This window comes from Cellulomonas sp. P22 (assembly GCF_044392165.1).
In genome coordinates, this window is record NZ_JBISBW010000002.1 from 21,966 (window position 1) to 45,190 (window position 23,225).

21 protein-coding genes are annotated in these 23,225 nt (G+C 74.4%); 12 read left to right on the forward strand and 9 right to left on the reverse strand.

Annotated features, from left to right (window positions below; translation table 11 throughout):
* The first annotated feature begins 140 nt into the window (after positions 1 to 140).
* From ACGIF2_RS00815 to ACGIF2_RS00835, 5 genes are all read left to right on the forward strand, one after another.
* Positions 141 to 1,172, forward strand: a complete 1,032-nt coding sequence (locus ACGIF2_RS00815) for an alcohol dehydrogenase catalytic domain-containing protein (RefSeq protein WP_396042477.1) — start codon at positions 141 to 143, stop codon at positions 1,170 to 1,172.
* Positions 1,173 to 1,264: 92 nt separating this feature from the next.
* Positions 1,265 to 2,428, forward strand: a complete 1,164-nt coding sequence (locus ACGIF2_RS00820) for a glycosyltransferase family 4 protein (RefSeq protein WP_396043324.1) — start codon at positions 1,265 to 1,267, stop codon at positions 2,426 to 2,428.
* Between the two features lie 62 nt (positions 2,429 to 2,490).
* On the forward strand, positions 2,491 to 3,336 hold the full coding sequence (gene modA / locus ACGIF2_RS00825; protein WP_396042479.1) for a molybdate ABC transporter substrate-binding protein: 846 nt from the start codon (positions 2,491 to 2,493) through the stop codon (positions 3,334 to 3,336).
* Complete coding sequence (locus tag ACGIF2_RS00830) at positions 3,333 to 4,178, forward strand: ABC transporter permease (RefSeq protein ID WP_396042481.1); 846 nt, start codon at positions 3,333 to 3,335, stop codon at positions 4,176 to 4,178. The genes modA and ACGIF2_RS00830 overlap by 4 nt, the downstream gene beginning before the upstream one ends.
* Positions 4,175 to 5,251 (forward strand): sulfate/molybdate ABC transporter ATP-binding protein, encoded by a 1,077-nt coding sequence (locus ACGIF2_RS00835; RefSeq protein ID WP_396042483.1) that lies wholly within the window; start codon positions 4,175 to 4,177, stop codon positions 5,249 to 5,251. Before ACGIF2_RS00830 ends, ACGIF2_RS00835 begins: the two co-directional genes overlap by 4 nt.
* 32 nt (positions 5,252 to 5,283) lie before the next feature.
* On the opposite strand, the gene ACGIF2_RS00840 is transcribed toward ACGIF2_RS00835, so the two are convergent.
* A complete protein-coding gene (locus ACGIF2_RS00840; RefSeq protein ID WP_396042485.1) occupies positions 5,284 to 6,243 on the reverse strand; it encodes a pirin family protein in 960 nt (319 codons plus the stop codon).
* A 113-nt stretch (positions 6,244 to 6,356) separates the two neighbouring features.
* Between ACGIF2_RS00840 and ACGIF2_RS00845 the strand changes: the two genes are divergently transcribed.
* Positions 6,357 to 6,566 carry a hypothetical protein gene (locus ACGIF2_RS00845; RefSeq protein ID WP_396042487.1) on the forward strand — a complete coding sequence of 70 codons (210 nt, stop codon included), beginning with the start codon at positions 6,357 to 6,359 and terminating at the stop codon, positions 6,564 to 6,566.
* Positions 6,567 to 6,591: 25 nt separating this feature from the next.
* On the opposite strand, the gene ACGIF2_RS00850 is transcribed toward ACGIF2_RS00845, so the two are convergent.
* The 5 genes from ACGIF2_RS00850 to ACGIF2_RS00870 form a co-directional block, all read right to left on the reverse strand.
* On the reverse strand, positions 6,592 to 7,578 hold the full coding sequence (locus tag ACGIF2_RS00850; protein ID WP_396042489.1) for an App1 family protein: 987 nt from the start codon (positions 7,576 to 7,578) through the stop codon (positions 6,592 to 6,594).
* 119 nt (positions 7,579 to 7,697) lie between these two features.
* Complete coding sequence (locus ACGIF2_RS00855; RefSeq protein ID WP_396042491.1) at positions 7,698 to 8,282, reverse strand: Dps family protein; 585 nt, start codon at positions 8,280 to 8,282, stop codon at positions 7,698 to 7,700.
* A gap of 34 nt (positions 8,283 to 8,316) precedes the next feature.
* Entirely contained in the window at positions 8,317 to 8,961 is a 645-nt protein-coding gene (locus ACGIF2_RS00860) for a DUF4126 domain-containing protein (RefSeq protein WP_396042493.1), read from the reverse strand.
* A gap of 40 nt (positions 8,962 to 9,001) precedes the next feature.
* Positions 9,002 to 9,895: a non-homologous end-joining DNA ligase gene (gene ligD, locus ACGIF2_RS00865; protein WP_396042495.1), complete on the reverse strand. Its 894-nt coding sequence runs from the start codon at positions 9,893 to 9,895 to the stop codon at positions 9,002 to 9,004.
* Positions 9,892 to 10,818 (reverse strand): ATP-dependent DNA ligase, encoded by a 927-nt coding sequence (locus ACGIF2_RS00870; RefSeq protein WP_396043326.1) that lies wholly within the window; start codon positions 10,816 to 10,818, stop codon positions 9,892 to 9,894. The genes ligD and ACGIF2_RS00870 overlap by 4 nt, the downstream gene beginning before the upstream one ends.
* Before the next feature lie 99 nt (positions 10,819 to 10,917).
* On the opposite strand from ACGIF2_RS00870, the gene ACGIF2_RS00875 reads away from it, so the two are divergent.
* From ACGIF2_RS00875 to ACGIF2_RS00895, 5 genes are all read left to right on the forward strand, one after another.
* Positions 10,918 to 11,979 (forward strand): Ku protein, encoded by a 1,062-nt coding sequence (locus tag ACGIF2_RS00875; protein ID WP_396042497.1) that lies wholly within the window; start codon positions 10,918 to 10,920, stop codon positions 11,977 to 11,979.
* 6 nt (positions 11,980 to 11,985) lie between these two features.
* Positions 11,986 to 13,053: a PHP domain-containing protein gene (locus tag ACGIF2_RS00880; RefSeq protein WP_396042499.1), complete on the forward strand. Its 1,068-nt coding sequence runs from the start codon at positions 11,986 to 11,988 to the stop codon at positions 13,051 to 13,053.
* A 163-nt stretch (positions 13,054 to 13,216) separates the two neighbouring features.
* On the forward strand, positions 13,217 to 13,498 hold the full coding sequence (locus ACGIF2_RS00885; protein ID WP_396042501.1) for an HU family DNA-binding protein: 282 nt from the start codon (positions 13,217 to 13,219) through the stop codon (positions 13,496 to 13,498).
* A 146-nt stretch (positions 13,499 to 13,644) separates the two neighbouring features.
* Positions 13,645 to 14,070, forward strand: a complete 426-nt coding sequence (locus ACGIF2_RS00890) for a Fur family transcriptional regulator (RefSeq protein ID WP_396042503.1) — start codon at positions 13,645 to 13,647, stop codon at positions 14,068 to 14,070.
* Positions 14,071 to 14,133: 63 nt separating this feature from the next.
* On the forward strand, positions 14,134 to 15,192 hold the full coding sequence (locus ACGIF2_RS00895) for a threonine aldolase family protein (protein ID WP_396042505.1): 1,059 nt from the start codon (positions 14,134 to 14,136) through the stop codon (positions 15,190 to 15,192).
* A gap of 231 nt (positions 15,193 to 15,423) precedes the next feature.
* Here the strand turns inward: ACGIF2_RS00895 and ACGIF2_RS00900 are convergent, their stop codons facing one another.
* Together ACGIF2_RS00900 and ACGIF2_RS00905 are read right to left on the reverse strand one after the other, a co-directional pair.
* A complete protein-coding gene (locus ACGIF2_RS00900) occupies positions 15,424 to 17,280 on the reverse strand; it encodes a glycoside hydrolase family 6 protein (protein ID WP_396042507.1) in 1,857 nt (618 codons plus the stop codon).
* 208 nt (positions 17,281 to 17,488) lie between these two features.
* On the reverse strand, positions 17,489 to 18,535 hold the full coding sequence (locus ACGIF2_RS00905) for a LacI family DNA-binding transcriptional regulator (RefSeq protein ID WP_396042509.1): 1,047 nt from the start codon (positions 18,533 to 18,535) through the stop codon (positions 17,489 to 17,491).
* A gap of 72 nt (positions 18,536 to 18,607) precedes the next feature.
* Here ACGIF2_RS00905 and ACGIF2_RS00910 point away from each other — a divergent pair, with 72 nt between their 5' ends.
* Positions 18,608 to 21,289, forward strand: a complete 2,682-nt coding sequence (locus tag ACGIF2_RS00910) for a substrate-binding domain-containing protein (protein ID WP_396042511.1) — start codon at positions 18,608 to 18,610, stop codon at positions 21,287 to 21,289.
* Positions 21,290 to 21,335: 46 nt separating this feature from the next.
* Here ACGIF2_RS00910 and ACGIF2_RS00915 read toward each other — a convergent pair whose 3' ends face one another.
* Positions 21,336 to 23,177: a DEAD/DEAH box helicase gene (locus ACGIF2_RS00915; RefSeq protein WP_396042513.1), complete on the reverse strand. Its 1,842-nt coding sequence runs from the start codon at positions 23,175 to 23,177 to the stop codon at positions 21,336 to 21,338.
* Positions 23,178 to 23,225: the final 48 nt, after the last annotated feature.

The following is a 23,225-nucleotide window of genomic DNA, read 5'->3' on the forward strand; positions in this document are numbered from 1 at the left end:
AGAGATGCCGGCCAGATGTCGGCGCGCGGGGGCGGTGGGAGGATCGAGGAAGCGCGACCGCCGCGGGGGCAGGTCCGGGCCGGTGCACCGCGGGGCGGGCCGTCCCGTCCCGTCGGCGTCCGAGCGGACGGGGGACACGGATGACCTCGATGCTGGCGTACCGGATGCTCGAGTGGGGCCGACCGCCCCGCTCCGTCGAGGTCGACGTCCCCGAGCCGGGACCCGGGCAGGTCCTCGTGCGGATGGTCGCCTCCGGGGTGTGCGCGACCGACCTGCGGGTGATGGACACCCCGGAGGGCGCTGTCTGGGGCGAGGTGCCGTTCACGCTCGGGCACGAGAGCGCGGGGCGCGTCGCGGAGCTGGGTCCCGGCGTCGAGGGTCTCGAGGTCGGCGACGGGGTGCTCGTCTCAGGGGTCCTGTTCTGCGGGCGCTGCGACCGGTGCGTGCGCGGGCTGCAGCACCAGTGCCGGCACCTGCGTCTGGCGGGCCACGGCACGGGCGACGACGGCGGCCTGGCCGAGTACCTCCTGGCCGAGGCCCGGCACGTCGTGCCCCTGGGGCCGCTCGACCCGGTGGCCGCGGCGCCGCTCGCGGGCCCGGGCGCGGCCGCCTACCGCGCGGTGCAAGAGGCGGCCCCCCTGCTGGTTCCCGGTTCGAGCGCCGTCGTCATCGGCCTGCGCGGGCCCGGCTCGTTCGCGGTCCAGTACCTCGCTCAGCTCACGGGCGCGCAGGTCGTCGCGCTCGACCCCGACCCGGACCTGCTGGCCGATGCCCGGCGCTGGGGCGCGGAGGAGGCGTTCGCACCCGACGGCGACGCCGCGGCGCTCGTGCACGAGCTCACCGGGACGGGCGCCGACGTCGTGCTCGACCTCGTCGCGACGGACCGCACCCTCGCGATCGCGGTGGGGGCCCTCGGCGCAGGTGGGCGCGTGGTCGTCGACGGGGACGGCAGTGGCACCGTCGCGCTCGGCTGCGACCGCCTGCCGCGCGACGGTGGCCTCGTGTGCGTGAGCGGGTGCACGCCCGCCGACCTGCGGGCCGTCGTGGCGCTGGCCATCGCGGGCCGCCTCGCCTTCACCACCACGACGTTCCCGTTCGCGCACGTCGACGAGTGCGTGCGGGCGCTGCGGGACGGCGACGTGAAGGGCTGCGCGGTGGTGACCCTCGGATGAGAGCCAGGGCGCCCGGTTGCTAGCATCGCGCCATCACCAACTCACCTCTGCACCCCGCCCTGCCGCCGCGCCCGCTGCGCGTCGGTCTCGTCATCGACGACTCGCTCGACCGGCCTGACGGCGTCCAGCAGAACGTCCTGACCCTCGGCCGGTGGCTGACGTCGCAGGGCCACGAGGTCCACTACCTCACGTCGACCACGACCCGGACGGATCTGCCGAACGTGCACTCCCTCACCCGGAACGTGAGCGTGCGGTTCAACGGGAACCGGCTGAGCACACCCCTGTGGCCCCGGCGGGGCGACCTCGACGACGTGCTCGCGCTCGGCCTGGACGTGCTGCACGTGCAGATGCCCTACAGCCCGTTCCTCGCCGGTCGCGTGATCTCCCGGGCGCCGCGCAGCACCGCGGTGCTGGTCACGTTCCACATCCTGCCGCTGTCGCGCGCCGCGCGGGCCGGGACGTACGCGCTCGGCGCCGTGCAGCGCACGCAGGTGCGCCGCCTCGACGGGGTGCTCGCGGTGTCGGCCGCGGCGGAGGAGTTCATGCACGGCGCGTTCGGCGTGCCGGGCGACGTGGTCCCCAACCCGGTCGAGCTCGCGCCGTTCCAGGCGGCACGCAGCGCTGCCCTCGCCGTCGAGGCCGACACCTCCCGCCCGCGCGTGGTGTTCCTCGGTCGGCTCGTGGAGCGCAAGGGCGCCGGGTCGCTGCTCGACGCGCTCGGCGTGCTGGCCCGCGAGCGGGCTCTGTCCCCGGGCATCGAGGTGGTCGTCGCGGGGACCGGTCCCGAGCGTGAGCGCCTCGGTCGCGTCGCGGTGGCGCAGGGGCTCGAGGGGGTCGTGACGTTCCCCGGCTTCGTGGCCGAGGAGGACAAGCCCGCGCTGCTCGCGTCGGCCGACGTCGTCGCCCTGCCCAGCCTGGGCGGCGAGAGCTTCGGCATCAGCGTGGTCGAGGCGCTCGCGTCGGCGCGCGGCGTGGTGCTCGCCGGGGACAACCCGGGGTACCGCTCGGTCATGGACGGCCTCACCGACCAGCTCGTCGACCCGCGCGACCCCGACGCGTTCGCCCGGTCGCTCGCGACCTGGCTCGCCGACGCCGAGGCGCGCCGCACCGCGAGCGTGCGGCAGGCGGCCGCGGCCGAGAAGTTCGACGTCGCAGTCGTCGGGCAGGCCGTGCTCGGCCACTACGCGACGGCCCTGCGGCACGCGGACCTGAGGGTCGGGCGCGACCACGGCAGCGCCGCCGGACGCCGCGGGTAGATGGTCCTGTCGGCCCACGAAGGGGTGGCTGTAGCGTGCCGAGCATGCGTAGAACCTTGGAAGTGACCTGCCAGAGCTCTGTCCCCGCCCGGCGCCCGCGCGCCCGGGCCGTCCTCCTCGTGGGGGCCCTCGTGCTCGGCCTCTCGGCCTGTGCCGGAGGTACCACCACCACCGCCGCGTCCGACGCGAGCACCCCCGGCGCGACGACCAGCCCGTCGGCCGAACCCCTCACCGGCCAGCTGCGCATCATGGCAGCCGCCTCGCTGCGGGCCTCGTTCGACGAGCTCGTCGCGGAGTTCGTGGCCGACAACCCGGAGATCGACACCCCTGTCGTGACGTACGACGGGTCCTCGACGCTCGTGATGCAGCTCGTCGAGGGTGCCGAGGCCGAGATCTTCGCCTCGGCCGACCAGGCCACCATGACCAAGGCCCTCGACGCCGACCTCGTGCCCGGTGAAGCCGAGCAGTTTGCCACCAACACGCTCGAGATCGCCGTCGCCGCCGGCAACCCGGCAGGAGTCACGTCGCTCGCCGACCTGGCGTCGGCTGACCTCCAGGTAGTCCTGTGCGCCCCTGAGGTGCCCTGCGGCGCGGCGGCGGCCAAGGCCCTCACCGCCGCGGGTGTCACAGTGACCCCCGTGAGCGAGGAGCAGAACGTCACCGCTGTGCTCACGAAGGTGGCGATGGGTGAGGCCGACGCGGGCCTGGTCTACCGCACCGACGTGCTCGCCGCGGACGGAGACGTCGAGGGGGTCGAGTTCCCCGAGGCGTCGCAGGCAGTGAACAGCTACTTCATCGCCTCGCTCCAGGAGACCGCGACGAGCCCCGTCGCGACCGCGTTCGTGGAGTTCGTGCTGTCCGCCCGGGGTCAGGAGATCCTCGCGTCGCACGGCTTCTCCGCGGCATGAGCCTCACGGCGCACCGCACGCGCGAGGCCGTCGCGCCTCCGCGTGCGGTCGCCGTGGGTGTCCCGCGTCTGCTGTACGTGCCCGCGGCGATCGGCCTCGGGCTCATGACGCTGCCGGTCCTCGCGCTCGTGGCGCGCGCGGACTGGCCCGGGATCCCTGCGGCGGTCACGTCCCCCGAGGCGCTCTCGGCCCTCGGGCTCTCCTTGCGGACCGCGCTGGCCGCGACCGCGCTGTGCCTGCTGCTCGGGGTGCCGCTCGCTGTCGTCCTCGCGCGGGCGTCGTCCCGCATCGCGAACCTGGTCAGGGCCGTCGTCACGCTGCCGCTCGTGCTGCCCCCCACCGTGGGCGGCATCGCACTGCTGTACCTGCTCGGCCGCCGCGGGCTCATGGGTGAGCAGCTCGACCTGATGTTCGGCGTGCGCATCCCCTTCACCACCACCGCGGTGGTCATCGCCCAGGCATTCGTCGCGCTGCCGTTCCTCGTCATCGCGGTCGAGGGTGCGCTGCGCAGCGCGGGCGACGGGTACGAGGTCGCCGCGGCCACGCTCGGCGCGGGGCGGTGGACCGTGCTGCGGCGCGTCACGCTGCCGCTCGTCGGCCCGGGCCTCGTGAGCGGGACCGTGCTGTGCTTCGCCCGGGCGCTCGGCGAGTTCGGCGCCACGGCGCTGTTCGCGGGCAACACCGCGGGCGTGACACGCACCATGCCGCTGTCCATCTACACCGCCTTCAACGGGGCGGGCGTCTCGCAGGACTCCGCGGTGGCGCTCTCGTTGCTGCTCGTCGCGGTCGCCGTGGTGATCCTCGTGCTGGTCCGCGCCTGGCGACCGGGGGAGCGCGCATGAGCGACTTCCTCGAGGCCCGTTTCACGGTGCACCGCGACGACTTCTCGCTCGATCTGGGGTGTGCCGCTGCCGAGGGCGAGGTCCTCGCCGTGCTGGGCCCGAACGGGGCCGGCAAGTCCACCCTGCTGGCCGTGCTCGCGGGGCTGCTGCGGCCCAGCGCGGGGTTCGTCCGGGTGGGCGACCAGGTGCTGACCGACGTGCCCGGCACCGGTCGGGGCACCCTCGTGCGGCCCGAGCGCCGTGCGGTCGGGCTGCTGGGCCAGGACGGCCTGGTCTTCCCGCACCTGACGGCGCTCGACAACGTCGCGTTCGGTCCGCGCTCAGCAGGGATGGGGCGGGCGGCCTCCGACGCCGTCGCGCGCCGGTGGCTCGAGGACGTCGGGCTCGGCGAGCTCGCCGACCGCCGCCCGGCCGCGCTCTCGGGCGGTCAGCGGCAGCGCGTGGCCCTGGCCCGGGCGCTGGCCGCCGAGCCGCGCGTCCTGCTGCTCGACGAGCCGCTCGCCGCGCTCGACGTGGGTACCGGCCCGCAGATGCGTCAGCTGCTGCGCGAGCAGGTCGCCCGCACGGGCACCACGACCGTGCTCGTCACGCACGACGTGCTCGACGCGGTCGTGCTCGCGGACCGGGTGCTCGTGCTCGACGAGGGCCGCGTGGTCGACGAGGGGCCGACGGCCGCCGTGCTCGCCGCCCCGCGCGACCCGTTCACGGCCACCCTCGCCGGGGTCAACCTGGTGGTGGGCGACGTCCGGGGCGACGGCGTGCTGGCCCCCGACGGCCGGCTCGTGGTGGGGCGTGAGCCGCTGGCGCCCGGCGGGCAGGGTGCGGCGGTGTTCGCGCCGTCGGCGGTGGCCGTGCACACGCGCCCGCCCACGGGGGCGAGCCCGCGCAACGTGTGGCGCACCACCGTCGTCGCGCTCGAACCGGGTCACGCCGTGATCAGGGTGCGGACCGCGGGTCGGCCCGAGGTCGTCGCCGATCTGACCCCTGCGGCGGTGGCCGAGCTGGGCCTGCGGCCCGGCTCCGAGGTGTGGCTGTCGGTCAAGGCGACCGAGGTGGGGCTGCACCGCCGCTGAGGTCCCGTACTCCTGACCGGGCCCGCCCGGAGCTACGAGGTGCGGCGTCGGCGCGGGGTGAGCCGCACGTTCGGCAGGTCGGGGGCCGGGATGTGGTCGTCGCCGTGACCGGGCACGGTGCCGAACCGGGCCGCGCGGTCGTGCTCCCACGCGTCGCGGGCCTCGGCGACGTCCGCGTGGCTGCGGCCCAGGAAGTTCCACCACATCACGAGGTCGTCGCCGAACGGCTCGCCACCGATGAGGAGGAACCGCGCCCCCGCCGTGCTGGCCACGTCGAGGTGCGTGCGGCCCGTCCCGAGGTAGAGCAGGGGCCCCGGGCCGTGGCGCATCCCGGCGACGTCGATCTCGCCCTCGAGCACCAGGACGGCGTGCTCGAAGTCGCGGTGCAGCGGGACGGCGGTGCGGGTGCCCGGCTCGACCACGACGTCGGCCCCCACCAGCGGGGAGTGCACCCGCGCGGGCGAGACGTGCCCCGCCAGCTCGCCCACCAGGACGGTCACGTGCAGGCCGTCTCCCGTCACGAGAGGCAGGTCGGTGCGCTGCTCGAAGCTCGGGGCCATGTCGCTCGCCTCCCGGGGCAGCGCGAGCCACAGCTGCACGCCACGCAGCAGCGGACGCTCGCCGAGCGACATCTCCGAGTGCGACACCCCGTGCCCGGCGGTCATGAGGTTGAGCTGGCCCGGGCGCACCACCACGTCGCTGCCCACGCTGTCGCGGTGGTGGATCTCGCCGCTGACGGGCCACGTCACCGTCTGCAGGCCGGTGTGCGGGTGGGGGAGCACCCGCATGTCGACGTGCTCGGGGCCGAACTCGTCGAGGAAGCACCAGGCCCCGACGAGCGGCAGGTCGCGCTGCGGCAGCGTGCGGCGCACGTGCATCGCGCGCAGACCCCCGAGCGGCACGTCGCGAGATGCCAGGAGGCGGCGCACGGGGCCGGTCGCCGCAGCGGGGTGGGGCGGCGCGGTGCGGGACCGCTCCTCGAGGTTCGTCACCCTGCCACTGTGCCACCCGATCCCGGCGCCTCGCGCCGCCCGGGCTGCGTCGAGCGGGCGGCGGGTCTGCGCCCCCAGGTGCGCCGTCCAGGCCGACGCGGTAGAACCGGTGCATGACGAGCGAGCCGAGCAACCTCACGTCCGACCCGTCCGCCGAGCGCATCGCCGTCCGCCGACTCTCGGACGACGAGGTCCGGGCGGAGGACGCGCGTGCGGGCGGGGACGCGGCAGCTGCCCCCCGGTCGCTGCACGCCGTCGAGCTGCGGCCCGACGACGAGGCCATCTCGAGCAACGACGAGTGGGACGACCCCGAGCGGCTCTGACACCGGGCGTCTGTGAACCCGCACGTCAGTCGAGCGCTGCGCCGCTCTCGCGCCACCGCTCCACGAGCTCGTCGCCGTCGCGACCCTGGACCACGGGCACCCCGTCGTCGCGGGTGCGTCCGCGAGCGCGTGCGCCCTCGGCCACGGGGACCGGCGCGCCGTGCGCGAGCACGTGCTCAGCGCCCGTGAGCTGTCTGATCACCACGGCGCGGACCGCGGCCGGGCGCTCGCGCACCAGCTCGGCGTAGACCTGCGGGTCGCGCTGGCCGTCGTCGCCCACCAGGACCCAGCGCACGTGCGGGAAGTCGGCGGTGAGCCGGCGCAGCGCCGCCCGCTTGTGCTCGCGGCCGCTGCGGAACCAGCCGGTGTTGGTGGGGCCCCAGTCGGTGAGCAGGAGCGGGCCGGTCGGGAACCCGTGCCGCCGCAGGAACCTGCCCAGCGCGGGGGCGGCGTTCCAGGCGCCCGTGGAGAGGTAGACGACCGGCACGTCGTCGCGGCCGGCGAGCAGCTCGCGGTAGAACCGGGCCATGCCGGGCACCGGTTCGCGGGCGTTCTCGTGCCGCACGAAGCTGTTCCAGGCGGCGACGAGGGGCCGGGGGAGCCGGGTGACCATGACGGTGTCGTCGATGTCGCTGACCACGCCGTACCGGGTCGACCTCCCGATGACCCGGACGGGCACGGTGGCCCAGTGGCCCCCCGCGGCGCGGACCACGACGTCGTGCCAACCGGGGGACAGCGCCGCGGGGACCACGGCGTCGAGGTAGCCGCCCCGGTCGGTACGCAGCCGGTGGCGGCGTCCCGCGACCTCGACCTCGAGATCGGCACCGGGGACCTGGGCCGTCGCGAAGCTGCGCCAGCCCCGCACGGCGCCCTCGACACGGGTGGGCAGCTCCGCGGCCGCACCGGCCCCGGGGATGTCCTCGCTCCGGACCTGGGGCGCGGCGAGCACGGCCCGGGCCAGGACGCGCACCCATTCGCCGTCGCCGTAGCCGACGTAGGGCTCGACGCGCACGGTCCAGCCGCGCGCGCCGAGCCACGACGCGACACGGCGGTTGACCGCGTCCTCGACGCGTGCCGCGCGGTGCGGCCTGCGCGAGGACGCGACCCGCGCGCCGGGGGAGGGTTCGCTCCTCAGCGCTTCGACCCGCCCTTCGCGGCGGCACCTGCCTTGGTGGCAGCCTGCTTCTCCGTCTCGGCCCCGGCCGTGCTCAGACGACCGCCCGAGGACTCGAGGTGGGCCCGGACGAACCACTGGAACAGCTCGAGCTGGCGGAGCTGGCCGATGATCAGGTCGTTCGTCACGTCGTCGAGGCCCTCCGTCTTCTCCATCGCCTCACGGTGCGAGGCGATGACCCCGTCGTAGACCTCGTCGAGCGCACCGAGGTGCTCGATCGCCCCGGCGCGTCCGATCGCGTAGTCGTCCCAGGTGCGGTGCTCGACGATGTACCCGGGGGTGCCCTGGGGCGGGACGCCGAGGGTGGCGATCCGCTCGGCGGTCTCGTCGACCATCTCCCGCACGGCGTCGACCTGCGGGTCGATCATCTCGTGCACCGCGATGAACTGCGGACCCACGACGTTCCAGTGCACGTGCTTGAGCGTGAGCGCCAGGTCGTTCAACGAGTTCAGCCGGTCCTGCAGGATCTCGGCGACCTCGGATCCCTGCGCGGGGGTCAGTCCGGGGACGGTGAACTTCGGCAGGTCGGTGCGGCTGGCCATGATGCGGGTCTCCTTCGCACGTCAGGGGGACCACCTACGGAGGTGTGGTGGCGCCTCCACCGTGCCGTACCTGCGCCGACGTCGCATCCTGGGGAGCCGCCTCGGCACGTGCGCGCCGCCGCCGACGCCACCGCCACCACAGCGCGCCACCGGCGGCCAGCATGACCAGCACGAGCAGCGGGGCGAGCAGCGCGGCCAGTGACAGCGACAGGCTGGTGGCGTCCTCGGCGGCGCTCAGCACGGGAGCGCCCAGCCCGAACGTGGTCGCGTTCACGACCGGGCGTGCGAGCGCCTTCGCGGCGTGCACCGCGAGCGCGAGCAGCACCCCGGTGGCGACCGGCACCCACTGGCCGGAGCCGGCGAAGGCCCCGGGGTCGGTCACGACCGCGGTCTGGGACGCTGCCCCGGCGCCGAACGCGATACCGCCGGCCCCGGGACGCACGACCGACTGGACGACGTCGTTGACGTGGTCGACCCCGGGAACCTTGTCGGCCACCACCTCGAGCACGAGCAGCACGGCCAGCACCGTGAGCACCCAGCCGTTGGTGAGCCACTCCCAACCTCCCGGCGGGGACACCACGTCGGTCCAGCGCCCGAGCGCACCGAGCAGCAGGAGCGGCACGTAGGCGTTGAGGCCTGCGGCGGTCGCGAGGCCTGTCCCGGTCAGCAGCTCGAGCATCGCGCCAGCATCGCACCCGGACGCGTCCGCGCGGCGACCCTCACGCGTCGAGCGGGCCGAACGGGTCTCCCTCTCCCACGAGCCGGCGCACGACGTCGTCGGGCCCGAGCTGCGCGAGACCGGGCCCGATCTCGTCCCAGGAGCGTGGGGCTGCGACCGCCGGGCGCTCGCGACCGCGCAGCGAGTACGGGGTGATCGTGGTCTTGGCCGGGTGGTTCTGCGACCAGTCGAGCAGCACCTTCCCGCCGCGCAGGTCCTTGCGCATCACGGAGACGACCAGCGCGGGGTGCGCCGCGGCCAGCTCGCGGGCCACGTCGTGGGCGTACTGCCGCACCTCCATCGCGGAGCGTCGGACCGGCAGCGGCGCGTACAGCTGCAGCCCCTTGCTGCCCGACGTGACGGGCACGCACGCGAGGTCGTCCTGCGCGAGCCGCTCGGCGACGAGGTGCGCGACCCGGGCGCACTCGTCGAGCCCGGCCGGGGCCCCGGGGTCGAGGTCGATCACGAGCCGGTCGGGCGCCCGCACGCCGCCGCGCGGCCCGACCCGCCACTGCGGGGTGTGCAGCTCGAGCGCGCCCTGGTTGCCGACCCACACCAGCGCGGCCAGGTCGTCGAGGAACGGGTAGGTCAGGTCCTTGCCCTCGTCGTCGGTGCCCGGTGCCGCGGGCAGCGTCTGGCGGCGCACCCAGTCGGGGGCGCCGGCAGGGATGTTCTTCTCGAAGAACCGTTCGCCGTCCACGCCCTGCGGGAACCGGATCCGTGTGACGGGGCGGTCGCGCAGCTGGCGCAGCAGCGCGGGAGAGACCCGCGTGAGGTAGTCGATGACCTCGGCCTTCGTCATCGCCACCGACGGGTACATCACGCGGTCGAGGTGCGTGAGGCGCACCCGGTGGCCGCCCACGTCGACGACCTGGGCGTCGTCCGCGGGGCTCACTGCTCCTCCCAGGGGTCGACGCCGGTGTCGTCGCGCACCCCGCGCACCACGGGGTGCCGCAGCCGGCCGACCTGGGTGCGGTGCAGGTAGGTCACGTCGAGGGCCACCACCGGATCGCACCACGTCGTGCCGCGGGCGTCGACCGCCGGGACGGGATCGTCGAACGGCGACGCGTCCCGCGTGTGCGGTGCGAGGCGTCGGGCCAGGTCTTCCGCGAGCCGCCCCGTGATCCCGCTGCCGGCCCGGCCGAGGTAGCGCAGGCGCCCCGCGGCGTCAGGCGCGGCGAGGAGCACAGCCCCGAGCGCCCCGCCGCCCGACGTCGCGGGTCGCCACCCGGCGACGAGCGCGGTGCGGGTCGTGCGGTGCGCTGCCTTGACCCAGTCGTGCGAGCGGCGTCCGGGCTGGTAGGTCGACGCGCGGCGCTTGGCCACGACCCCCTCGAGGCCGTGCTCGCGCGTCACCTCCCACAGCTCGGCCCCGTCGGGGTACACCGGCGAGAGCTGCACCGGGGCGGGCAGGGCGAGCCGCTCGAGCGTGGCCCGGCGGTCGTCGAAGGACCGCCGGGTGATGTCGACGCCGTAGAGCACGAGGATGTCGAAGACCAGGTAGGCGACAGGCAGCTCGTGCGCGAGGCGTTCGGCCCGGGCCGGGTCGCGCACGTGCATGCGCTCGGCGAGGGCCTCGAACGAGGGCACCCCGCCGGCCATCGCCACGACCTCGCCGTCGAGCACGGCGCCCTGGACCGAGGCGAGGGGGGCGAGCTCGGGGTAGGCGGCGCTCACGTCGCGACCGGTGCGGCTGAGCAGGCGCAGGCGCCCGCCCGTGGTGTCGGCCAGCACCCGCACGCCGTCCCACTTGACCTCGTACGCCCAGCCCGGACCCGCGGGCAGGCCGGACTGCGGGTCGGCTCCGGTGGCGAGCATGGGCTGCACGGGTCCATCCTGCCGAGAGGACCCCGGATCGGCGCGCGCTCGGGCGCTCGTCGCGCGTGCTCCGGGCCACGAGGGCGGGGAGGTGAGCACGTGCGCGCGATCTGGAAGGGCGCCGTCGCGTTCGGGCTGGTCAACGTGCCGGTCAAGCTCTACGCGGCCACGGGTGAGCACGAGGTCCCCCTGCACCAGGTGCACAGCACGGACGGCGGCCGGATCCGGTACCGCAAGACGTGCGCTGTGTGCGGCGAGACGGTCGAGATGGATGAGATCGCCAAGGGCTACGAGACGGCCGACGGCGAGCTGGTGATCCTCACCGACGAGGACCTCGCCCAGCTCCCGCTCGCGACCGAGCGCGAGATCGAGGTGGTCGAGTTCGTGCCGCAGGACCAGGTCGACCCGATCCTGCTGGCCAAGACGTACTACCTCGAGCCCGAGCGCACCGCGGTCAAGCCGTACGCCCTGCTGCGCGAGGCGCTCGCGACGACCGAACGGATGGCCGTCGTCAAGGTCGCCCTGCGCCAGCGGGAGTCCATGGCGGTGCTGCGCGTGCGGGACGACGTCATCTGCCTGCAGACGCTGCTGTGGCCCGACGAGGTGCGCGCAGCGGACTTCCCGGTGCTCGACTCCGAGGTGCAGGTCAGGCCGCAGGAGCTCGCGATGGCCTCGTCGCTGGTCGAGTCGCTCGCGGGCGACTTCGACCCGTCCGGGTTCGAGGACTCGTACGTCGGCGCTCTCGAGAGCCTCATCGAGGCGAAGGTCGCCACGGGGAGCACCCGCGAGATGCCCGCCGCCGAGGGAGCCGGTGGCCGGGAGGGCGAGGCCGAGGTGGTCGACCTGCTGGCCGCGCTGCAGCGCAGCGTCGAGAAGGCGCGCGGCGATCGCGGGGGAGCGGGCGCCGGCGAGAAGCCCGCGCGGCGGGCGACGGGCACCCGGGCCAGGAGCCGCAAGGACGCGACGCCCGACACCGGCACGGCGGACGAAGGGGGCGAGAAGGCCACGGGCACCGAGGGTGCACCGGCCCGGCGTCGGGGCGGCGACGGGACCGGGTCGTCCGGCGGCCGTGCGAAGGATGCGTCGACACCCCGGACCCGCAAGCGCGCGTCGGACGAGGACGCGTCGGCCCCCGCCAAGCCGCGCCGCCGCGCGTCCTGACCGCCCGTGACGACCCCCGCGACGCCCACCGGCACCGGTGCGCAGCGTGCCCAGGATGCGGCCGTCGCCGCGCTGCGCCGCATCGCGTTCCTGCTCGAACGCGCCCAGGCCAGCAGCTACCGCTCCGACGCGTTCCGTCACGCGGCACGCAGCGTCGAGCGGCTCGACCCCGACGAGCTCGGCACGCTCGTGCGCACCGACGGGCTCACCGACCTGCCGGGCGTCGGCCAGCGCACAGCCTCGGTCGTCACGGCGAGCGTGCGGGGCGAGCCCCTCGACTACCTCGAACAGCTCGAGGCCGAGAACGCCGCCGACCGGGGGCCGCGGCCCGGCGACGAGCTGCGCGCCGCGCTGCGCGGCGACCTGCACACCCACACCGACGCGAGCGACGGCGGCAGCCCGATGCAGGAGATGGTGCTCGCCGCGATCGAGATCGGTCACGAGTACGTCGCGGTGACCGACCACTCCCCGCGGCTCACGGTCGCCAACGGGCTCTCGGCGGCGCGGCTGCGCGCCCAGCTCGACCAGGTCGCGGCGCTCAACCGCGCCGTCGCGCCGTTCCGGGTGCTGACCGGGATCGAGGTCGACATCCTCGACGACGGCACGCTCGACCAGGACCCCGACCTCCTCGACGAGCTCGACGTCGTGGTCGCGTCGGTGCACTCCAAGCTCCGCATGGACCGGGCGGCGATGACCCGGCGCATGCTGGCCGCCGTGCGCGACCCGCGTACCGACGTGCTCGGGCACCTGACCGGACGCCAGCTCACGGGACGACGCCAACGACCTGCCAGCGAGTTCGACGCCCCCGCTGTGCTCGCGGCGTGCGCCGAGAACGGGGTGGTCGTCGAGATCAACTGCCGCCCCGACCGCCTCGACCCGCCGCACGCGCTGCTGGACCTCGCGATCGCGGCAGGTTGCGACTTCTCGGTGGACTCCGACGCCCACGCCCCCGGCCAGCTCGACTGGCAGATCGCCGGCTGCGACCGCGCCGCGGCGCACGGGGTGGGGCCGGACCGGGTGGTCGACACCCTCCCCGTGGACGCCCTCCTGGCCCGGTTCGGCGCCCGGATGTGATGTTCGCGGTGCGTGGCGTGGCACTGTCGACCCAGCGGCGCCCACTAGGGTCGTGCGCGGCGGTCGACCGTCGGGGTGCTCAGCGACCCCGGTCGGTTCGACCTCGTCGTCCGGGGTTCGTCCCCGGACCTGCACGTCCCGACTGACAAGGAGCACAACTTCCGTGAGCGTGAACCGCACCGAGCTCGTCCAGGCCATCGCCGCCAAGGCGGGTCTGACCAACACTGCCGCCGACGCGGCGCTCAAGGCCTTCCAGGAGATCCTGGTCGAGCAGCTTGCCGCCGGCGAGAGCGTCACCATCCCCGGCCTGCTCGCGGTGTCGCGTGCCGACCGTGCCGCTCGCACGGGCATCAACCCGCAGACGGGTGAGAAGCTCGAGATCCCCGCGGGCTACCGCGTGAAGCTCACCGCGGGCAGCGCCCTCAAGCGCGCCGTCGCCAAGTAGTCCCACGAATCGCCCGCGAGGCCCCGACCGCTCCGGCGGTCGGGGCCTCGCGTGTGCCCGGGCCCCTCGATCCCGGGGTTCCACCGGGTGCTTCGCCTAGACTGGGGCGTCGTGCGCCGGGCACGTGACGCGTGGGGGAGGTCCTGATGGCGGTGGTGCAGCGCAACACGCGGCAGCGCGCCGAGGTGATCGCCCTCCTCGACGGTCTCGACGAGTTCCGCAGCGCTCAGCAGATCCACGAGATGCTCCGGGCGCAGGGATCGAGCGTCGGCCTCGCGACGGTGTACCGGGCCGTGCAGACCCTCACCGAGAGCGGTGAGGTCGACGTGCTCCGCTCGGCGGACGGCGAGGCCGTGTACCGCCGGTGCGAGCGGCGCAGCCACCACCACCACCTCGTGTGCCGCGACTGCGGTCGTGCGGTCGAGATCGACGGGCCGGGCACCGAGGCCTGGGCCGAGCAGGTCGCGGCATCGTACGACTTCGCCGACGTCGAGCACACGATCGAGCTCGTCGGCACGTGCGCCGACTGCCGCGCGGTGCGGGCCCAGCGGGACCACGCCCACGAGTCCTGAGGTCGGCGGTCGCGCCGACGCCGGTCGTCCCAGGGGCGTCGTGGCGTCCGGCAGAATGGCCCGGTGACCTCCAGCCACGCCCCGCTCCGGCGCGACTTCGCCTCCGACAACTACGCGGGGGTGCACCCCGAGGTGCTGGCCGCGCTGGCCGAGGCCAACGGGGGGCACGAGGTGGCGTACGGGGCCGACGCGTGGACCGCCCGTCTGCAGGACGTGCTCCGTGCGCACTTCGGCCCGACCGCACAGGGCTTCCCGGTGTTCAACGGCACCGGCGCGAACGTGCTCTCGCTGCAGTCGATGCTGCCGCGCTGGGGCGCGGTGGTGTGCGCCGAGACCGCGCACGTCAACACGGACGAGAACGGCGCCCCCGAGCGTGTGGGCGGGCTCAAGCTGCTCACGGTGCCGACCCCGGACGGCAAGCTGACCCCCGAGCTCGTCGACCGGCAGGCGTGGGGCTGGGGCGACACGCATCGCGCGCAGCCCGGCGTCGTGTCGATCACGCAGTCGACCGAGCTCGGCACGGTCTACACCCCCCAGGAGATCCGCGACCTGACCGAGCACGCCCACGCGCTCGGCATGCGCGTGCACCTCGACGGGTCGCGGCTCTCGAACGCCGCCGCGGCGCTCGACGTGACGCTCGGTGCGCTGACGTCCGACGTGGGTGTCGATGTCCTGTCCCTCGGCGGCACCAAGAACGGGCTCATGTTCGGCGAGGCCGTCGTGGTGCTCGACCCCGAGGCCGTGAGCGGGATCGAGTACCTGCGCAAGGTCGACATGCAGCTCGCGTCGAAGATGCGCTTCGCCTCGGCCCAGCTCGTCGCGCTGTTCGAGGGCGACCTGTGGCGCCGCTCGGCCGCCCACGCGAACGCGATGGCGGCACGGCTGCGCGCTGGCGTGGAGTCCGTCCCGGGCGTCCGGCTGACCCAGCCGACCGAGTCGAACGCCGTCTTCGCGGCGCTGCCCGCGGGCGTGGCCGACCAGCTGCGCGAGGTCCGTCGCTTCTACGACTGGGACGCGGCCGCGGGCGAGGTGCGCTGGATGTGCGCGTTCGACACGACCGAGGCCGACGTCGACGCGTTCGTCGCCGCGATCCGCGCCGCGGTGGGCACCGCGACCGTCTGACCCCCGGCCGTCCGGGCGCGACACCCCTGGTCGCATCGGTGTCGCGCGTCGCGGCGGGCATGGTGACAGGTGCGGGGAGCGAACCGCCTCACGCCCCGCACCTGTGCGTGTGGTCGGCTCGGCCGACGGTGGACCGCCCGGGCCGGAGGCCTCAGAGCGGGTTCGGCGCCACGCAGGTGGGCGCCGTCCGGTGGTCCCGCCCGTGCGGACGGGACCACCGGGGGTGGGGCTTCAGCTCACCGTGCAGGCCTGACCGTTCAGCGCGAACGCGGTCGGTGCGGTGTTGGTTCCCGTGTGGGACCCGTTGAAGCCGATGTCGACGCTGCCGTTCGCGCCGAGGGTGCCGTTCCACGCGGCGTTGGTCGCGGTCACGGCGCTACCGGACTGGGACCACACCGCGCTCCATCCCTGGGTGACCTGCTGTCCCGAGGCGAAGGAGAAGGTGAGCTTCCAGCTGCTCAGTGCCGAGCTGCTCGTGTTGGTGATGCGCACCGACCCGGTGAAGCCGGTGTTCCAGCTGTTGGCCGTGTACTTCACGGCGCACGAGCCGACCGGTGGGGTGGTCGGGGTGGGCGTGACCGACGGCGTGGGCGTCGGCGTGACGGTGGGTGTCGGCGTCGGCGTGACGGTCGGCGTCGGGGTCGGCGTGGGCGTCACGGTCGGCGTGGGCGTCACGGTCGGGGTCGGGGTCGGACCGGTCGTGATGGCGGGGTACGCGTTCTGCACGAGGGTCTTGAACTGTGCGTCGAACCACTGGCCGGCGAGCGGGGCGTCCGGGGTCGCGCCCGTCAGCTGGTTGCTGAGCTTGGGCGAGACGAAGGTCGGGTCGCACATCCGGTCGAAGGCCTTGCCCTGGTCGTTGGCGATCTCCTTCGAGGCCCCGTCGGACTCGCCCGGAGGCTTGATCCAGACGAACGCGTCGAGGTGGGAGCTCGTGTAGCCGGACGGCGTCGCCTGGGGGCGCTCGCCGATGCCCGCACCGAGCGGGTTGCACCAGGCGCCGCGGTGCACGCGCTTGTCGACGCGCGACTGGTTGACGTAGGTGTTGAGGTCGGTGCTGGTCGAGACGGCCGTCGGTCGGGCCGAGCCGCCCCAACCGTTGCGTGACGTGTCGACGAGCATGCCGGTGCTCGCCGGGAAGCCCTCGGCGACGAGCAGGCTGTACAGGTGCGCCGTCCAGTCGATCTCGTCGAAGTCGTCGTTCCACTCGTAGAACTTGGCCGACTTCACCTGGGCGCCGCCCACCTGCAGGGTGGGGTTGGTGAGGAAGGGCTCGACGAGCGGTGTGGTGTTCGCGGTGTTGGTGACGAAGCCGTCGACCGAGGCCAGGCCCGCGGTCGTGGTCCGTGCGACGTCGGCGAAGAGCTTCGCGGCGGGTGCGGCGTTCGACGGCCAGCCGAGCCACCCAGAGTGGGCGGCGTCGATGTAGGTGTAGACGTTCGGGATGGCGTGCAGCTTGTCGAGCGCGTACTTCACGCCCGCGCGGTAGTACGGCGCGGACTGCTGGCATGCGGCCTCGGACGAGTTGGTGATGAGGTTGGGCAGCGAGTCGGGCTCGATCGTCGCCGAGATGCGGATGTTCTGGTACTTGGCGTCGGAGAGCAGCGCGGCGATGGGGTCGATGTACTCGGTCTTGTAGCGCGCGAGCCCGGCGTCCGTGGCGGGCAGCTCCCCGTTCGATGCGAGCGCGTAGCAGTCGCGGCCGGGCAGGTTGTAGATGACGAGGTTGAGCACGAGCGGCGTGCTGCCCTGCTTCTGTGCGAGGGCCTGGTCGAGGTGGTATTTCAGGCCGTTGCCGTCGGCGTTGCCGGCGATGGCGCTGATGCGGTCCATCCAGACCGCGGTGGGCTGGTTCTTGATCGCGCGCATCTTCGCGGCGAGGGCCGTGTCGGTGGTCCGCCCGGCGGAGGCCTCGACCGACGCCGACCAGGTGGGGTTCACGTACTGGATGGCTCCGGCGTACGGGTTGTCGACGTGGGCCTCGGCGGCGCTCGCGCCGCTCGAGAGGAACGTCAGAGGGACGGCGACGAGCGCTGCCGCCGTCACGGCGGTGGCAGCCGCCTTGAGTCGCTTGGGGATCTTGGACACTCGGTCCTCCGGGGTGGGTTCGGCACGCCGCCCGGCCGGTCCGCCCGGGCGACAGTCGCCCAGCGATCAGTCCGCGGCGACTGTGGGGAACGTGACACGCGAGGGTTTGCGGGCGGGATGTCGTGAATCGTTTAGGCACCCGCCCGTTACCCGATCGTGACCCGCGTCGTCCGACTCTGCGGACCGGACGGCACCGCGTCCTGGCGCGTCAGCGCGAGCGTGGACCGGTGCTCCCGCGCACCGCGATGCCACCCACCGGGACCGTGCGGCTCGGATCCTGGTCGCCGTCCAGGATCGCCAGGACCGCGTCGCCGACCGCCGTCCCCAGGGCGGTGAGCGGCGTCGGCAGCGTCGTGATCGACGGTGTGGCCAACCGGCACAGCGCTGAGTCGCTGCCCGCCAGCACCGACAGCTCCCACGGCACCTCGAGACCCGTGCGGCGGGCCACGTCGAGCGCGGCCACCGCCATCTGGTCGGTGTCGTAGACGATCGCGGACGGGGGGAACGGGGAGGTGAGCAGCCGGCGGGTGGCTGCCGCCGCGTCCTCCGCCGTGGCCTTCGTCGGTTCGTGGACCAGGCCACCCCCGGCCCGCTCGACCGTCGCCCGCAGCGCATCGAGCCGGACCCGCGTGCGGTGCAGCGCAGCCGGCCCGGTGACGGCGGCCACCTCGCGGTGACCCAGCTCGACCAGGTACGTGCCCACCCGGGCGTAGGCCTCCTGCTCGTCGAGCCACACCGTCGCGAGGCCGTGCGCGACCTGCGGCGACCCGAGCACGACAGCGGGCACGCGCATCCGGGCCAGGGCCTCGACACGGGGGTCGACCGTGAGCACGTCGGTCACCACCATCACGTCGAACCGGCGCTCGGCCCACCACGTGCGGTAGGTCGCGACCGCCTCGTCGACCGATCCGACGATCTGCAGGACGAGTGCGAGCCCGCGGCCGGCGACCACGTCCTGGATCGCCGTCACCAGGTCGAGGAACGACGTGGCGTGCGCCGTCGCGCCGGCGCCACGCCCCAGCACGAGCCCGACCGCCCGCGGGCCGGTCCGCATCGAGCGCGCGGCAGCGCTCGGGCGCCACCCGAACTCGTCGGCGACGCGCAGCACGCGCTCGCGCGTCGCGGCCGACACGCCGGGCCTGCCGTTGAGCGCGTAGGAGACCACGGCGATCGAGACGCCTGCCGCCCGGGCGACGTCGGAGATGGTGGGCCGGCGCGTCGTCGAGCCGGGTCCGTCTGGTGCAGGTATGTCCACGATCGCCTAGTCTGTCGCCCGATGCGTGCGAGCGCATCGTCTCGGCTCCGACGACGTAGACGAGGTGTGTGCATGGTGAGCACCATCAGGCGCGGGCACGTACCGCTGAGCGCACGACGCACCATCGGGGTCCTCTCGCCTGTGGTCGGGGGCTTCTACTTCGGAGGGCTCATCGCCGGCATCGCCCGCGCGGCCCGCAGCGCAGGGCACCGCGTGGTCGCGGTCCAGACCTACCCCGCCGGCCTCGACCGCGAGCGCTACCCCGACGAGCCGCTGCTCGAGGTCCCGGTCGCGCTCGGAGCCGTGGACGGGATCATCGTGATCGCGAAGGCCGTGCGGCACGACCGGCTGGCCTCGGTGCAGGGGTGGGGCCGACCCGTCGTGCTCGTGAGCGAGGACGAGACGACGCTGCCCGCACCGGTGGTCGTGCCAGACAACGCGGGGGGTGTGCGTGCCGCTGTGCTGCACCTGCTCGAGCACGGCCATACGCGGATCGGCTTCGTGGGCAACATCGCCCAGCGTGACCTGCGCGAACGCTACGTCTCGTACCGGGACACCCTGGCCGAGCACGGCATCGAGCCCGCGCCCGAGTGGTTCTACGAGACGCTCGACAACCATGAGCCGGGCGGAGCGGACGCCGCGGCGCGTTTCCTGGCGGGCGGGGCGCCGACCACCGCGACGGTGGCGGCCACCGACCGGGCGGCCATCGGCTTCCTGCGGGCGCTGCGGGCCAACGGCCTCGTGCTGCCCCGCGACCAGGCCGTCGTCGGGTTCGACCACACCGAGAGCGGAGCCCGGTTCTCGCCGCGGCTGTCGACCGTCGACCCCCACAACGACCGGCTCGGCGAGCTCGCCGTCACGCTCCTCCTGGCGAAGATGCGCGGTGAGGACGTCGCCGCGGGCACGCACCGGTCGCCCACCACGCTCTTGACCCGGGAGTCCTGCGGCTGCGGGGAGACAGCAGCGGGTGCCGCGGACGTCGCCGGGCCCGGCGACGAGCGCGGCGGCAGCCCTGCCCAGGTGCGGCTGCGCACCGTCGCCGACGCGGGCTTCGGTGGTGCCGTGTCGACCGGCGCCGGCCGACGGCCCCACGAGGACGCCCGGGCGAGCTGGTGCCACGGCGTGGCCGAGCCGCTGGCCGTCGCGGCCGAGCGCGGCGCCGTGCCGACCCCGACCGCCCTGGCACGGCTCGCCGACCTCACGTCGGCGCTGCAGCCGCACCCCGAGGCCCTCGAGCAGCTGGTGTCGGTGGTGCGGGACCTCGAGGCCGAGACGATGGAAGCGCTGCCACCCGGATCGCCGCACGTGGGGACGGTGCGGCGGGTCGCGACCGAGGTCCTGCTGGCGCTCACGAAGGGCTGCGTGCGGCCGCTGCTCGCCCGCAGCGGGCACCTCGAGCGGACGATCGCGGACCAGTACGAGGTCGACATGGACCTGCTGCGCGGCAAGGGCACCAGCCCGCGTGCGCTCACCTGGCTGCCGCGCGCCGTGCGCGGCCCTGCGTGCCTCGGGCTCTGGGTCGGGCGCGAGCGGGCCCCGGGCGACCGTGAGGTCGAGGTCGTGGGCGTGTACGACACCTCGGGCACGCTCTCGCGGCTCATCGGTTCGCGAAGCCCGGCGAGCCAGTTCCCGCCCGCGGCGCTGGGCCGGGCCGCGAACGGGCCGAGCGGCGACCTCACGTTCGTGATCCCGGTCAGCGTCGCAGGCAGCGACTGGGGCCTGCTCGCGATCGAGGGCACGGTCGAGGCAAGGATGACGAGCGCCCGGGACAAGTTCAACCACTGGGCGGCGCTGCTCGCGGTCGCCCTCGACCAGGAGCGGCTGCTCGGCTCGCTCCGCGAGCAGCGCCGCGCGCTCGAGCAGGCCGCGGCCCGCGAGCGCTCGCTCGCCGACAAGGTCCGCGCGAGCGAGGAGCGGTACGCGCTGGCCTCGATGGCCGCGCAGGACGGCACCTGGGACTGGGACGTCTCGGCGGGCGCCGTCTACTTCTCGCCCCGGTGGAAGCAGGTGCTCGGCTACCAGGACGAGGAGATCGGCAGCTCACCGACAGAGTGGCTCGAGCGGGTGCACCCCGACGACCGTGACGAGCTCTCGGCGGCGATCGCGGCGCAGCTCGGCGGCGCCCGCGTCCCGCTCGAGCTCGAGCACCGCGTGCGGACGTCGAACGGGGACTACCGCTGGATGATGTGCCGCGCGGTCACCGTGCTCGACGACGCGGGCTGCCCCGCCCGGCTCGTCGGTGCGCTCGTCGACATGACCGAGCGCAAGGAGCAAGAGCTCGCGCTGCGCCGCAACGCGCTGCACGACCCCGAGACGGGGCTGGCCAACCGGATGCTGTTCCTCGAACGGCTGGGGACCGCGATCAAGAGGGCGCGTCGGTCGACCGACTACGACTGCGCTGTGGTCCTCGTGCGGCTCGAGCACGCCGACGCCTCCGCGGACGACGAGCTGCTGCTCCGGGGCGAGGTCATCCGCAGGCTCCGGGGGGCGACGTTCGACGGTGACACGGCGGCACGCCTGGGGCAGGACGAGTTCGCGATGCTCATCGACGACGTCGGCAGCGGCGGCGACCCGACCCGCGTCGAGGACCTCCTGACGCACCTGCAGCTCGACCTCGGCGCGGACCTGGCCGTGGGCGTGCTCGCGGGGGTGCGGCGCTACCACGACGCGGACGACGCGCTGCGCGAGGCCGACATCGCCCTGCTGCGGGCGCAGACGCAGCCGGACGCACGCAGGCGCTCGGCCCTGCGGTGAGCGGGGCCGAGCGCCTTCGTGCGCTGCGTGGTGGGACGCGGGTCGGTCAGCGACCCGTGGTCTGGCGCGGACGACGGTCGCGCGAGTCGGGACGGTCGCCGCGGTGCTCGGTGCGGTGCGCACCGGCGGGACGCGACGCGCCCTGACCCGCACGGGGGCCGGGGCCCTCGTCGAGGCGCATGCGCAGCGGGCGTCCAGCGACACGGGCGCGTCCGATGCGGTCGAACGCCTCGGGGCTGAGGCTCGCGGTGATCTCGACGAGCGAGAAGCTGCCGTAGATGTCGATCTTGCCGAGATCCTTGCCCGTCAGGCCGCCCTCGTTGGTGAGCGCACCGACGATCGCACCGGCCTGGGCGCCGTGCGTGTGACCCACCGCGACGCGGTAGCGCGTGGCACCGTCGGGACGGTGCGTGGCGCGACGCGGCCCGTCGGAGGACGGGCGTGCCGAGCGCTCGTGGCGGTCGCCACGCTCGGGCGACAGCGAGGCGCGGCTCAGCGCGTCGTCGATGTCGTCGCCGTGCGTCGGGCGGGCCGAGGGGCCCGTGTCGCCCACCGCGAGCGCCGCGAGCACCGCGGCGAGCTCGACCGGGTCGACCTCGGGGTTCTCCGCGAGGAACGCGGCGACGGTGGTGCGGTACAGGTCCAGACGCCCGGCCTCGACCCGCTCTGCCACGCTGCCCAGCAGCCGCTGGACGCGGTGCGCCGAGACGTCGGCGGGGGAGGGGATCTGGATCTCCTCGAGGCGCTGGCGCGTGGTGCGCTCGATCGCGCGCAGGCGGTGCTGCTCGCTCGGCGTGACGAAGGTCAGCGCCTCGCCGGTGCGGCCGGCGCGGCCCGTGCGGCCGATGCGGTGCACGTACGCCTCGGGCTCACCCGGGGCGTCGAAGTTGACGACCAGGCCGATGCGGTCGACGTCGAGGCCACGGGCCGCGACGTCGGTCGCGACGAGCACGTTGAGCGAGCCGTTGCGCAGCCGCTCGACGATCTTCTCGCGGTCGCCCTGGGCGACGTCACCCGAGATGTGCGCGGCGGAGATGCCGCGCTCGACCAGCGCGTTGCCGACCTCCTCGGCCGCACCGCGGGTACGGACGAAGACGATCGCCGCGTCGGCGTCGGAGACGGCCAGGACGCGGGCCAGCGCACCGGCCTTGTGGCGGTAGGGCACGACCGCGTAGGTCTGGTGCACGCTCGTGACCGTCGACGACTGCCGCGACACGGCGACCTCGACGGGGTTGTTGAGGTGCTGGTTGGCCACGCGGCGGATCGCGGGCGGCATGGTCGCGGAGAACAGCGCGACCTGGCGGTCCGTGGGGGTCGTGTTGAAGATCTTGTCGACGTCCTCGGCGAAGCCCATGCGGAGCATCTCGTCGGCCTCGTCGAGCACCAGGAAGCGGATGTTGTCGGGCCGCAGCGTGTGGCGCTCGAGGTGGTCGATCACCCGGCCGGGGGTGCCGACCACGATCTGTGCGCCGCGGGCCAGCGCACGCTGCTGCGGGAGGAACGGCGAGCCGCCGTACACCGCGACGACCTCGACACCGGGCAGGTGCTTGGCGAAGGTCTCGATCGCCTCGGCGACCTGCATCGCGAGCTCACGCGTCGGGGTCAGGACGAGCGCCTGGACCTCGCGCAGCGACGGGTCGACCGCGGCGAGCAGCGGCAGGCCGAACGCGGCGGTCTTGCCCGTGCCGGTCTGGGCGACACCGGTGATGTCGCGACCCGCGAGCAGCGCGGGGATGGCCTCGGCCTGGATCGCGGAGGGGATCGTGAAGCCGAGGTCGGCGATGGCGCGCTCGAGGGCTGCCGGCAGGCCGAGGTCGGCGAAGGTCACGCTGGGTGCTGCGTCCGACGACTCGGTCGTGGGCAGGGCAGCAGAAGGCAAGGACGTCATGTGTGAATGGCACCGTTCGGATTGCTTGGGAGTCGCGTGCGGGCCGGC